This is a genomic window from Massilia sp. DJPM01 (assembly GCF_030348125.1).
GTDB classification, from domain to species: domain Bacteria; phylum Pseudomonadota; class Gammaproteobacteria; order Burkholderiales; family Burkholderiaceae_D; genus Telluria_A; species Telluria_A frigida.
The window spans coordinates 51,345-62,609 of record NZ_JAQOZV010000046.1; the positions used below are offsets into that span (position 1 = coordinate 51,345).

Consider the following 11,265-nt stretch of genomic DNA (forward strand, 5'->3'; position numbering starts at 1 on the left):
GCGGGGGCTGTGATTCAGCCGCGGCCGCATATGCAATGCATGCCGCGCCCACGAGGGGCGCGGCGATCAATTAACCAAACTCGCCGACGCGCACGATCTTGAGCGCATTGGTGCCGCCGACCTGCCCCATCGGCTCGCCCCAGGTGACGACGATCATGTCACCTTTTTTGACGATTCCTTTGGCGACCATCAAGTCCTCCGCCTGTTTCAGCACAGCACTGCTATCGCCTTCCTGCATCAGGTTGTAGGCGCGCACATTGCGGTACAGCGAAGCCTTGCGGTGCGTGGTGGTGCTCGGCGTGAGCGCGTAGATCGGGGTGTCGATGCTGTGACGGCTCATCCACAATGCGGTCGAACCGGACTCGGTCAGGGCCACGATGGCTTTCACGCGCAAGTGATGCGCAGTGAACAGGGCGCCGTAGGCGATCGACTGGTCGATGCGGGTAAACGTAACGTTGAGGAAGTCGGCGTCGAGCTTGTTGTACTCGGACTGCTCGGCTTCCAGGCAGATCGCAGCCATCATTTCGACGGTTTCGATCGGGTAGCGCCCGGACGCGGTTTCGGCCGAGGTCATGACCGCATCGGTGCCGTCGAGCACCGCGTTGGCGACGTCGGACACTTCGGCGCGGGTCGGCACGGCGTTGACGATCATCGATTCCATCATCTGGGTGGCGGTGATGGCCAGCTTGTTCGATTCGCGCGCCATGCGGATCATGCGTTTTTGCAGCGCCGGCACGGCCGCGTTGCCCACTTCCACGGCCAGGTCGCCGCGGGCGACCATGATGCCGTCGGAGGCGTCCAGGATTTCCTGCAGCACAGGAATCGCTTCGGCGCGCTCGATCTTGGCGATCATCATCGGCTTGTGGTGGAACGGCTCGCCGGCGATATTGGCCAACTGGCGCGCCATTTCCATGTCGGTCGCGCTTTTTGGGAAGGAAATGGCGAGATAGTCGGCCTGGAAACTCATGGCCGTCTTGATGTCTTCCATGTCCTTGGCGGTCAGGGCCGGCGCGGTCAGGCCGCCGCCCTGGCGGTTGATGCCCTTGTTGTTGGACAGTTCGCCGCCGACCTTGACCACGGTGAAAATCTCGTGGCCGAGGATGCGTTCGACCACCAGCACGATCAAGCCATCGTTGAGCAAGAGCTTGTCGCCGGGACGCACATCGCGCGGCAAGGCTTTGTAGTCGAGGCCGACGCGTTCCTGGTTGCCCAGTTCGCCGTTCTCGCCCCACTTGGCGTCGAGGATGAACTTCTCGCCGTTTTCCAGGAAAATCTTGCCCTGTTCAAATTTACCTACACGAATCTTGGGACCCTGCATGTCCGCCATGATCGCCACTTCGCGCCCGCACTGGGCGGCGGCGCGCCGCACCAGGTTGGCGCGGTCGATGTGGTCCTGCGCCTTGCCATGCGAAAAATTCAGCCGGACGACATCCACGCCCGCTTCGATCATGCGGACGAGAATATCGAAATCGGTCGAAGCCGGGCCAATCGTTGCGACGATCTTGGTACCACGAAACATAGAGTGTCCTTGAAGTGAAAGCGCAGCCGGGAGGGCTGCGCTGTGGGCTTACTGGGAACTGCGTTGTAACAGGATTTCAACTGCCGGCAAGGTTTTTCCTTCGAGGAATTCGAGGAAGGCGCCACCGCCCGTGGAGATATACCCGATTTTATCGCTGATCGCGTATTTTGCAATCGCGGCCAGGGTGTCGCCGCCGCCGGCGATCGAAAAGGCATTGGAATCGGCGATGGCCAGCGCCAGCGTCTTGGTGCCTTCGCCGAACTGGTCGAATTCGAACACGCCGACCGGGCCGTTCCAGACGATGGTGCCGGCCTTGGCGATCTGCGCGGCCAGCATGGCGGCCGTTTTGGGGCCGATGTCGAGGATCATGTCGTCATCAGCCACATCCGCCACATCCTTGACGGTGGCCACCGCCGTTGGCGAAAATTCCTTGGCGCACACCACGTCCACGGGAATCGGTACCTGGGCGCCGCGCGCGGCCATCATGTCGATGATGGCTTTCGCTTCCGCGACCAGGTCGGCTTCGGCCAGCGACTTGCCGATGTTCAGGCCGACGGCTTTCATGAAGGTGTTGGCGATGCCGCCGCCGACGATCAGATTGTCGACCTTGTCGGCCAGCGCCTTGAGGATCGACAGCTTGGACGAGACCTTGGAACCGGCCACGATGGCCAGCAGCGGACGGTTGGGAGCGCCCAGCGCCTTGCCCAGCGCGTCCAGTTCGGCGGCCAGCAGCGGGCCGGCGCACACCACCGGCGCAAATTTCGCGATGCCGTGGGTGCTCGCTTCGGCGCGGTGGGCGGTGCCGAAGGCATCGTTCACATAGATATCGCACAGCTTGGCCATCTTTTGGGCCAGTTCATCCGCGTTCTTCTTTTCACCCTTGTTGACGCGGCAGTTTTCGAGCAGCACGACCTGGCCCGGCGCAACATCGACGCCATCGACCCAGTCTTGCTTGAGTTCCACCGGCTGGCCCAGCAGTTCGGCCAGGCGCGCGGCGACCGGCGCCAGGCTGTCTTCCGGCTTGAATTCGCCTTCCGTCGGACGGCCCAGGTGCGAGGTGACCATGACGGCGGCGCCCGCCTTGATGGCGGCGGCAATCGCCGGCACGGAGGCGCGGATGCGGGTGTCTTCGGTGATGTTACCGGCGTCGTCCTGCGGCACGTTCAGGTCGGCGCGGATGAAGACGCGCTTGCCCTGCAGGGCATGTTGGTCGATCAGGTCTTGCAAACGGGTGAAATTGAGAACAGCGTGCATTGGCGATCCACGAGTCAAATGATGAAAGAACGCTATTTTACCGCAAGCCCAGCCCGAAAACCCTACTGTAAGCAGATACGCAAGGCTGTAAAGAACAGCATGCCGAAAATGATGGTTTCAAGCATATTTCTTCGCAGCAGGTAATAGCCGGTCGCGGCCAGTCCGGCGATCAGTTTGAAGTTATCCAGGCCCAGTTGCAACTGGCCGGTGTTGCCCAGGAACAGGTCGGGCGCGATGATGGCCGCCAGCGCGCAGGCCGGGGCGAAGCGCAGCATTTCCTGGACCCGCTTGGGGATGGTGATATGGTGGCCGATCAGCCAGAACGAGCTGCGCGTGGCGGCGGTGGCAAAGGCCAGGGCCACGATGGTGATCCAGATTTCGACGTCAGACATGGGGTTCTCCCTTGGCGGCGAGGGCTTTCCGCGTGCGTTTTTCGTTCAGTTCCTGGACCGTCATGGCGGTCAGCATGCCGAGCAGGACGGCGGCCAGCAAGCCCAGTTTGTAGGGCAATTCGTAAGCCAGCACGGCGGTGGCGCCGGCCACCAGCACGCCGCACAGGGCCGCGCGGTTGATGGTCAACGGAATCATGATGCAGAGAATGGCCAGGGTGCCGGCAAAGCCCAGGCCCCACTCGCTCGGGACCGCGCTGCCCAGGAACACGCCGGCGATCGAGCCGACTTGCCAGGAGACCCAGTTGGGATACAGCAAGCCCTTGAGATAAGACACTTTGCCGTGGGCCGGTTCTTCGCTGGGGAAGCGCTGCAGGAACAGCGCCACGGTCAGGTCGCCCGCCGTATAGCCGAGCAAAAAGCGCTTTTGCCATGGCAGGTGGGCAAAATGGGGCGCCAGCAAGGCGGAAAAGATGACGAAACGCAGGTTGACCACCAGCGCGGTGGCGAACACCACCCAGATCGGCGCATCGGCCGCGATCAGGGGGAGCGAGGCCAGTTGGGCCGAACCGCCGAAGACGATCAGGGTCATGCCCAGCGCTTGCGGCACCGTCAGGCCGCTCTTGACCATCGCAATGCCGACCACCAAACCCCATGCACCGATGCCGAACAGGGTCGGCAGGCCGGTCTTGAACGCTTCGCGCCAGATGGCCCGGTCCTCATCGGCAGGACGCAGCGCGGCCGGGGGCGGAGTCACGTCATTCATGTGGTTTTCTTGCCACAACTAGATCGGGCAATGGGTAGAAATGAAACAATGCGGTCTGGCATGAAGCGCAATCAGGGTGAGCGCCGGTATGCATGTTTTCATAGGGAAACTAGCGAACGCGGCCGTAATTTGGTAGGAGTATTTTACCGATCATTTCGGCTAATTGCCCGAATCCGCTAAAATCGAGGTTTTGCATGCCTGACGGAGAATCCATGAACGCCACGAAAACGCCTGCGGTAGAACTCGGCGACAAAGACTTGCCAGCCCATTGCCCGAATCCGGCGATGACGCTGTGGTCGTCGCATCCGCGCGTCTTCCTCGATTTTGGCCATGACGGCCTGGCCAAGTGTCCGTACTGCGGCACCGAATACCGCCTGAAGCCGGGCACGGTGATGGCGCACCACTAAGCATCACGGTCCTGCCCGGCCCCCTCCCCCCCACACTTTGCCGAGGCCGCATGAAACGACGCAAACAACTCAACGGTAGCGCGGCCGAGGTCGAAGCCGCGTTCTATGAAGCGCTCAACCGCGGGGATGTCGACGCGCTGATGCAGCTGTGGGCCGATGACGAGGAGATCGTCTGCATCCATCCGGGCGGGCCGCGCCTGCATGGACATGCGGCGATCCAGGCATCGTGGGAAGCGATCCTGGAGCGGGGCGCCCTGCAGATCCGGCCGTCGCAGCTGCACGAGACGCATAATTTGATGAGTTCGGTGCACACCGTCATCGAAGGCGTGACCTCGAGCGGCAGCGAGCCGGCCCATCTGCTGGCCACCAATGTGTATATCAAGACGCCGCAGGGCTGGCGCATCGTGCTGCACCATGTGTCGGTCGCGCCCGGCGCGGTGCCGGCGCACGAGCATCCCGCTTCCAGCCTGCACTGATTGCACCGGTGCCGAACTCCTATACAACGCCTCTGTGGCTGCCCGGCGGGCATCTGCAAACCATGTATCCGGCCGTGGCCATTGCGCGCCCGGCGGTGGCATTCCGGCGCGAACGCTGGGAGGCGCCGGACGGCGACTTCGTCGATGTCGATTTTGTCGATGGCGAACCGGGCAAGCCCCTGGTGGTGCTGTTCCACGGGCTGGAAGGCTCGTCCGCCAGCCACTATGCGCGGGCCTTGATGGCAGCCATCGCCGCGCGCGGCTGGTCGGGCGCGGTGCCGCACTTTCGCGGCTGCTCGGGCGAACCGAACCGGGCGCCGCGTTTTTATCATTCGGGCGACGCGGGCGAAGTCGACTGGATTGTGCGGCGTTTGCGTGAACGTGGTGCCGGCAAGCTGTACGCGGCCGGCGTCTCGCTGGGCGGCAACGCGCTGCTGCGCTGGCTGGGAGAATCGCAGCATCAGGCCGAGATCGTCGATGCGGCGGTGGCGGTGTCGGCGCCGCTCGACCTGGCGCGCGGGGGCGAGTCGCTGTCGTCAGGGCTGAACATGATTTACACGCGCATGTTCCTCAAGACGCTCAAGCCCAAGTGCCTGGCCAAGCTGGAACAGTTTCCGGGGCTGTTCGAGCGCGACGCGCTGCTGGCCGCGCGTGATTTGTACGCCTTCGATAACGTGGTCACGGCGCCGCTGCACGGCTATCGCGATACCGACGATTACTGGGATCGCGCCAGCGCCAGGCACGTGCTGGGCGACATCACGGTCCCGACCCTGGTGCTCAATGCGCGCAACGATCCGTTCTTGCCGGGGAAGTATCTGCCGAAGACGGCATCGGACGCGGTGACCTTGGAGTATCCGGAGCATGGCGGGCATGTGGGTTTCGCGGCCGGCAATCTGCCGGGACGGCTGGACTGGCTGCCGCGCCGCATCCTGCGTTTTTTCGACGCGGTACAGGCTTCGCCTGGCGCGTCGCATAGCGCGTCGCATAGCGCGTCGCCTGGCGCGTCGCATAGCGCGTCGCATAGCGCGACGCGCGCGCCAAACGCGGACGAACTATGCGAAGCTGCCGCCCATGGATGATATTGTTAAAAAAGCGATGGCCAAATGGCCGGACGTGCCGCATTGCTACGGCTGGCTGGCACTCGATGCGCGCGGCGCCTGGCGCATGCGCGACGAACGGGCCCAGCATCTGAACCTGCCCGGCGACAAGGTGGTGCAGACGGCGCTGCTCGGTTTCATCAACCGCAACTACATGGCCGACGAGCGCGGCTGCTGGTATTTCCAGAACGGGCCCCAGCGCGTGTTCGTGAACCTGGAAGCGACGCCGTTCATTGCGCGTACCGATCCGGCGCATGGGCTGGTACTGCACACGGGCGAGGCGCTCGATGCGATCGAGCAGGCGTGGATGACGGAAAGTGGCGAGCTGATCGTCTCCGCTGCGGGCAAGATCGCGCAGGTCGATGACCGCGACATGGCGCAGTTGATGGGGGCCTTGGACATCGACGGCATCGGCGCGTCCGACGAAGCGCTGATGGGCTGGCTGGAAGGCGGCGCGGGCACGCTGACGCTGCGCTACAAGGACCTGGCGGTGCCGGTCGAACCGATCGCGCGCGCGCAGGTGGCGACGCAGCTGCACTTTGTCAGGATGCCAGCGCCGTAAGCCGGCGGCGTCAATAGCCGAGCCCTTACTCCCGCCACTGCCGGAAGTGGCGCCGATGCTGGCATGACGGTGGAGCGGCTGCGCCGCGCACGCCTGATGCAGCGCAAAGGCAGCGCAGGGACGCTGGCTACAATGCGCCATGCCCGCCCCTCACGACCTCGGATACCGTTCGCTGTTCGCCCACCCGGAGCTGGTGCGCGAACTGATCACCGGCTTTACTTCCACCAAGCTGTTCGACGAGATCCCGCTGTCGGCCTTCGAGCGGGTCAATCCGGCGTATGTGAGCGAGCGCTTGTCGGCCCGCGAGGACGATATCGTCTGGCGCGTGCGGCTGGGCGACGAGTTTCTCTACGTGTACATCCTCCTGGAATGCCAGTCCGGCGTGGACCGCTGGATGGCGCTGCGCATGCAAACCTATATCGGCTTGCTGTACCAGGACCTGGTCAAGCGTCACGCATTGTCCCCTGGCTTGCTGTTGCCGCCGGTGCTGCCGCTGGTGTTCTACAACGGCCTGCCGCACTGGAGCGCCAGCATGGACCTGGCCGGACTCCTCATGCAAGCGCCCGCCGAGCTGGCGGCGCTCCAGCCGGCCCAGCGCTACGTGCTGATCGACCAGCAGCGCCTGGAGGCCACCGCACTGGAAACGAACGCGACCTTGCTGGCGCTGCTGTTTCGGCTGGAACTTTCGAGCGCGCCCGATGTCCTAAGGAAGGTCGCCCCTGCGTTGACGGCCTGGTTCCACGAAGCGCCTCAAGACAGCCTGCGGCGTTCGGTCGAGGTATGGGTGAACCACCTGCTGGCGCGCAGACCCGGCAAATCGGGGCCATTCACATGTAACAGTGTCAAGGAGGTTGCTGACATGGGACGTAAATTTGAAACGTGGGCCGAAGAATTCGAGGAGATCGGCTTTCAAAAAGGAAGCGCCGAAGGCATGGCGAAAGGTAAGGCTGAAGGTAAGGCCGAAGGGCAAATAGCAGCACTGCGCGAGGTAGTGGGAAGCCTGTTGCGCATCAAGTTTGGCGTCTTGCCGGAATTGACCATGCAACGCATTGACCAGGCATCGGAAACTGAACTTCATCAATGGATCGAACACAGCGTCAACGCGCCCAGCCTGCCAGCGATATTTGGCGATGATACGGTACCCACTCAAGGGCAGTCTGGCTGAAGCCAGACAAGCCATCGTTTCCGCCCCGTGAATGGCCGAGCCTGAAGGCGCCTGGCTTCAGGCCCGCGTCGGCCTGTATTTCCTTACTTCTTCGCTTCCTTTAACTCTTCACGCCGGCGCGCCTGCAATTCGCGTTCGCGCGCATCGATCACGGCCATGTCGTAGAACGAGGCGTCGCTGGCCTTGCGCGCGATGGTCAATTGGTCGAGCGCGGCCAGCATGCCGCCGCTGAGCGCGTACGATTCGGCCAAGGCCAGGTGCTGCAAGGCGATCTTGCCCTGCGCCGCGTAGGTCTTGGCCAGCAACTCATGCAATTTCGGTTCTTCGCGGTACAGCTGCACCTGGTCGCGCAGGAAGCGCGCGGCCTCGTCGAGCTTGCCGTTGACGATCATCGCATCGGCGTACTGGCGCGCAATGCCGCGCGAGAGCGGATAACGCAGGTGCGCCTGGTCCGCATCCTTGAGCGCCTGCTGTTTGACCAGCGCCGGCTGGCCGGGCGCGAGCTTGATTTCCAGCGCCATGCTGGCGAACATGGCGGCGCCATCGGAACTGGCTTGCCCGGTCGAAAACACGGCCCCTTCGGCCGGACGCATGGTGCCGCGTGCCTTGTCGAGCCAGCTCTGGGCCTGGGCCAGTTCGCCTTTTTTGAGCGCCAGGAAGGCCAGGCCGTACTGCGCGCCGGCTTGCTGCTGGCGGCTTTGCTGGGTCAGCTGGGCGTCGAAAAACGCGGCCGCTTCCACCCGTCCCTGGGTGCTTTCATCTTGCAGCACGCGGGCGCGCGCACGCACCAGGTGAAACTCCAGGCTGTCGACGCGCTGGCGGTAAGGCGTTTCGCGGATGCGCGCCTGGATGTCGGAAATGCGTTCGGAAGTGAGCGGGTGGCTGCGCAGGTAGGCCGGCATCAGGTCGCTGTAGACCCGGCTGGCGGCCTGCATGCGGCCGAAGAAGGCCACCATGCCGGACGTGTCGTAACCGCCCGCGGCCATGATCTGGAAACCGATGCGGTCGGCCTCGCGCTCGGCGTCGCGGCTGAAATTGAGCTGGCGCTGGATCTGCAAGCCCTGCCCGCCCATGAACACGCCGATCGCGGCATCCGCGCCGCCCTTGGACGCGAGCGCGGCCAGGATCATGGCCGCCAGGGGAATCAGGGCATCCTGCTTTTGCTGGCCCAGCATGCGCGCAATGTGGCGCTGGGCCACGTGGCCGATTTCGTGCGACATGACCGAGGCCAGTTCGGATTCGGTCTGGGCCGCCAGCAGCAGCGCCGAGTGCACGGCAATGAAGCCGCCGGGCAGCGCGAAGGCGTTCAGCATGGGATCGCGCACGGCGAAGAAATAGAAATCGGCATTGGTCTCGCCGCGCGCCCCCGGGTAGGAGGCGACCAGGCCGCTGCCGAATGCGTTGAGGTATTCGAGAATCGGATCGTCGTCGAGGAAATCATGGTCGCGCTTAATGTCGCGCATGATTTCTTCGCCCAGCCGCCGTTCGAGCACCGGCGAGAGGTCTTCGCGCGCGGTGTCGCCCAGGGTCGGCAGGCTGGTGGCGTTCAGATTGGTCTGGGCGGCGGCCGGATGCGCCAGGCCGCCCAGCGCCGACATCAGGGCGATGGAGTGCAGCAGGCCCGCCTTGAGACGGCGCGGCGGGCGCATGGTGGCTGGAGCGGTTTTGGATTTCACGGTGCTATGATAACCGCAACTGCGATCACCCCGCAGCAGCACGAGCGGCCTGACGTTTTTTGTAATCCCTATTTCCCTCTTTCGACCCGATGACAACCTCCCAGAACGACCAGCTTACCCACTTCGACGCCACCGGCCAGGCCCATATGGTCGACGTCGCCAACAAAAGCGATACCCACCGCATCGCGGTGGCCGCGGGCACCATCCGCATGAAGCCGGAAACGATGGCGCTGGTGGTGTCGGGCAGCGCAAAAAAAGGCGACGTGCTCGGCATCGCGCGCATCGCCGCCATCATGGGCGCCAAGAAGACAAGCGAGCTGGTGCCCTTGTGCCATCCGCTGGCCATTAGCCGGGTCGCGGTCGATTTCGAGGTCGACCAGGCGGCCAGCAGCGTGCATTGCCGCGCCCAGGTGGAAACGGTCGGCAAGACGGGCGTCGAGATGGAAGCGCTCACTGCCGTCCAGGTCGGCCTGCTGACGATTTACGACATGTGTAAGGCGGTCGACCGCGGCATGGTCATGACCAATGTGCGGGTGCTGGAAAAACAGGGCGGCAAGTCGGGCGACTGGCATGCCGCGATTGATGAATAGCGCGTGCCCACCGGGCAAAAGAAAGTTCGCTGGCGGCGTACTGTTGAGCGATCTCACGCCGCGCCATTCCACAGCGCCACAAAACATGACCTATGCCACCATGGTCCCCGGCGCCAGCACATGACCTAGGTTTTGAGCGGGCAGGTGGCGCTGGTATATTCAGCGACGATACCCTCCGCTTCGCATGTCCAGGCGCCTTTGACGTCGCGCGACCAGGTGATTTTTTTGCCTGCCACCCCGGCAGGACCGCCTTTGATCGTGCACGTGATGCCAGCCTTACCTTCATTTGCCGCCTCGACGCTGAGTGTGCAGTTCGGCGTTTCCGGTTTGCTGAACCTGGTGGCCGCCATGGTTTTAGTAGCGTCCATGGTGGGCGTCATGATGATTTCGGTATCGATGCCGACTTTGCCGCCAGCCGCTTCGGCGATGGCCGCGCCCACTTTCGCCTTGGCCACATAGTCCTGGTACATGGGCAAGGCGATGGCCGCCAGGATAGCGAGAATGGCGACCACAATCATCAGTTCAATCAGGGTGAAGCCGCGCTGCGGAAGACAATGGACCGAGTGTATTGATTTCATGTTGCTGCTCCAATGAAGTGACATGCATTGAGATACGGCGCGACACTCGCCTTGGGCGAGCGGAAGCGCCGGCAGTGAAACAAAGGATGGCGTTTGAGCGAGAACTTGCTCAGGAAAAGCAGCCTGCGAAGCGATACTCGACAGGCGAACCTGTTCGACCTGGGGCGGGCGCAGGTAGTTCAACAATCAGTGAGGGAGTTTGATGCGAACGGCCCGGAGCCGGGCGGCGAGGCCGAAGACTGGTTAACCCAGCCCGGTACTTGCCCGATGGCGCACCGGGCTTCGTTGAGTGATTATTTACATCACGGCGGGCAGGCCTCTTCCGGGAAACCCCGGAACAGGCCTGGGACTTGCCATCTGGTGTCTATCACGTTCGATAGAAACCTGAACAAGTTTTGGACATGCCCCGCAACAAAATGCTGTCGGGACTATGTCAGATTATTGGCACTCTTTTGGTACGTATTTAGCGTCAGCGGTGCTCGAGCAAGTCCAAACGCCAGTATCTACACGGTGCCAATTAACGACTTTGCCCAGAATAGCGGTGTTACCCAGCAAGGTGCAGGAAAGCATACCAGCGCCGGTGACAGCAAAGTTCGCAGCGATTGCGGAGCAACGCTGGGTGGTAGGGAGCAGGCCGATTTCGCCAGGGCTAGCAACATCATCGCCGCCTGCCAGTTTGGTCTCGATGTTCACTTTACCTGGGGTGATTTCAGCCAGGCCGGCACCAACTTGCGACTTAACAACGTAGTCCTGATACGCTGGCAGTGCAACAGCAGCCAGGATACC

General features: G+C 63.1%; 13 protein-coding genes. 6 read left to right on the plus strand and 7 right to left on the minus strand.

The annotated features are described in order from the left end of the window. Window positions 1–70 precede the first annotated feature (70 nt). The 4 genes from pyk to PO883_RS24860 all read right to left on the minus strand — a co-directional run bounded on the left by pyk (window position 71) and on the right by PO883_RS24860 (window position 3,928). Entirely contained in the window at window positions 71–1,519 is a 1,449-nt protein-coding gene (gene pyk, locus PO883_RS24845; RefSeq protein WP_167087716.1) for a pyruvate kinase, read from the minus strand. A gap of 48 nt (window positions 1,520–1,567) precedes the next feature. Then, the gene (locus PO883_RS24850) at window positions 1,568–2,773 is read right to left on the minus strand and encodes a phosphoglycerate kinase (RefSeq protein ID WP_289312133.1); all 1,206 of its coding nucleotides are present in this window, start codon (window positions 2,771–2,773) and stop codon (window positions 1,568–1,570) included. 62 nt (window positions 2,774–2,835) lie between these two features. Further along, complete coding sequence (locus PO883_RS24855) at window positions 2,836–3,165, minus strand: AzlD domain-containing protein (RefSeq protein ID WP_167087720.1); 330 nt, start codon at window positions 3,163–3,165, stop codon at window positions 2,836–2,838. Continuing rightward, window positions 3,158–3,928: an AzlC family ABC transporter permease gene (locus PO883_RS24860; protein WP_289312134.1), complete on the minus strand. Its 771-nt coding sequence runs from the start codon at window positions 3,926–3,928 to the stop codon at window positions 3,158–3,160. The genes PO883_RS24855 and PO883_RS24860 overlap by 8 nt, the downstream gene beginning before the upstream one ends. A 212-nt stretch (window positions 3,929–4,140) precedes the next feature. On the opposite strand from PO883_RS24860, the gene PO883_RS24865 reads away from it, so the two are divergent. From PO883_RS24865 to PO883_RS24885, 5 genes are all read left to right on the plus strand, one after another. Further along, a complete protein-coding gene (locus PO883_RS24865) occupies window positions 4,141–4,335 on the plus strand; it encodes a zinc-finger domain-containing protein (protein WP_099874977.1) in 195 nt (64 codons plus the stop codon). A 50-nt stretch (window positions 4,336–4,385) separates the two neighbouring features. Continuing rightward, window positions 4,386–4,811, plus strand: a complete 426-nt coding sequence (locus PO883_RS24870; protein ID WP_289312135.1) for a nuclear transport factor 2 family protein — start codon at window positions 4,386–4,388, stop codon at window positions 4,809–4,811. Window positions 4,812–4,873: 62 nt separating this feature from the next. Continuing rightward, window positions 4,874–5,890, plus strand: a complete 1,017-nt coding sequence (locus PO883_RS24875) for a YheT family hydrolase (protein WP_289312144.1) — start codon at window positions 4,874–4,876, stop codon at window positions 5,888–5,890. After that, window positions 5,883–6,470, plus strand: coding sequence for a DUF2946 family protein (locus PO883_RS24880; protein WP_289312136.1), 588 nt, complete (start codon window positions 5,883–5,885; stop codon window positions 6,468–6,470). Before PO883_RS24875 ends, PO883_RS24880 begins: the two co-directional genes overlap by 8 nt. Window positions 6,471–6,609: 139 nt before the next feature. Then, complete coding sequence (locus PO883_RS24885; protein WP_289312137.1) at window positions 6,610–7,635, plus strand: Rpn family recombination-promoting nuclease/putative transposase; 1,026 nt, start codon at window positions 6,610–6,612, stop codon at window positions 7,633–7,635. 83 nt (window positions 7,636–7,718) lie between these two features. Here the strand turns inward: PO883_RS24885 and PO883_RS24890 are convergent, their stop codons facing one another. Further along, a complete protein-coding gene (locus PO883_RS24890) occupies window positions 7,719–9,233 on the minus strand; it encodes a M48 family metalloprotease (protein ID WP_289312145.1) in 1,515 nt (504 codons plus the stop codon). A 167-nt stretch (window positions 9,234–9,400) separates the two neighbouring features. Between PO883_RS24890 and moaC the strand changes: the two genes are divergently transcribed. Continuing rightward, window positions 9,401–9,901, plus strand: coding sequence for a cyclic pyranopterin monophosphate synthase MoaC (gene moaC / locus PO883_RS24895; protein WP_289312138.1), 501 nt, complete (start codon window positions 9,401–9,403; stop codon window positions 9,899–9,901). Between the two features lie 125 nt (window positions 9,902–10,026). Here the strand turns inward: moaC and PO883_RS24900 are convergent, their stop codons facing one another. Together PO883_RS24900 and PO883_RS35200 are read right to left on the minus strand one after the other, a co-directional pair. Then, the gene (locus PO883_RS24900) at window positions 10,027–10,479 is read right to left on the minus strand and encodes a pilin (protein WP_289312139.1); all 453 of its coding nucleotides are present in this window, start codon (window positions 10,477–10,479) and stop codon (window positions 10,027–10,029) included. 438 nt (window positions 10,480–10,917) lie between these two features. Then, the gene (locus tag PO883_RS35200) at window positions 10,918–11,172 is read right to left on the minus strand and encodes a pilin (RefSeq protein WP_373890102.1); all 255 of its coding nucleotides are present in this window, start codon (window positions 11,170–11,172) and stop codon (window positions 10,918–10,920) included. Window positions 11,173–11,265: the final 93 nt, after the last annotated feature.

Excerpts from the sequence above, each read along its gene's own strand:
- pyk (WP_167087716.1), bottom strand. The coding sequence starts at position 1,519 with ATGTTTCGTGGTACCAAGATCGTCGCAACGATTGGCCCGGCTTCGACC.
- PO883_RS24850 (WP_289312133.1), bottom strand. The coding sequence starts at position 2,773 with ATGCACGCTGTTCTCAATTTCACCCGTTTGCAAGACCTGATCGACCAA.
- PO883_RS24855 (WP_167087720.1), bottom strand. The coding sequence starts at position 3,165 with ATGTCTGACGTCGAAATCTGGATCACCATCGTGGCCCTGGCCTTTGCC.
- PO883_RS24860 (WP_289312134.1), bottom strand. The coding sequence starts at position 3,928 with ATGAATGACGTGACTCCGCCCCCGGCCGCGCTGCGTCCTGCCGATGAG.
- PO883_RS24865 (WP_099874977.1), top strand. The coding sequence starts at position 4,141 with ATGAACGCCACGAAAACGCCTGCGGTAGAACTCGGCGACAAAGACTTG.
- PO883_RS24870 (WP_289312135.1), top strand. The coding sequence starts at position 4,386 with ATGAAACGACGCAAACAACTCAACGGTAGCGCGGCCGAGGTCGAAGCC.
- PO883_RS24875 (WP_289312144.1), top strand. The coding sequence starts at position 4,874 with ATGTATCCGGCCGTGGCCATTGCGCGCCCGGCGGTGGCATTCCGGCGC.
- PO883_RS24880 (WP_289312136.1), top strand. The coding sequence starts at position 5,883 with ATGGATGATATTGTTAAAAAAGCGATGGCCAAATGGCCGGACGTGCCG.
- PO883_RS24885 (WP_289312137.1), top strand. The coding sequence starts at position 6,610 with ATGCCCGCCCCTCACGACCTCGGATACCGTTCGCTGTTCGCCCACCCG.
- PO883_RS24890 (WP_289312145.1), bottom strand. The coding sequence starts at position 9,233 with ATGTCGGCGCTGGGCGGCCTGGCGCATCCGGCCGCCGCCCAGACCAAT.
- moaC (WP_289312138.1), top strand. The coding sequence starts at position 9,401 with ATGACAACCTCCCAGAACGACCAGCTTACCCACTTCGACGCCACCGGC.
- PO883_RS24900 (WP_289312139.1), bottom strand. The coding sequence starts at position 10,479 with ATGAAATCAATACACTCGGTCCATTGTCTTCCGCAGCGCGGCTTCACC.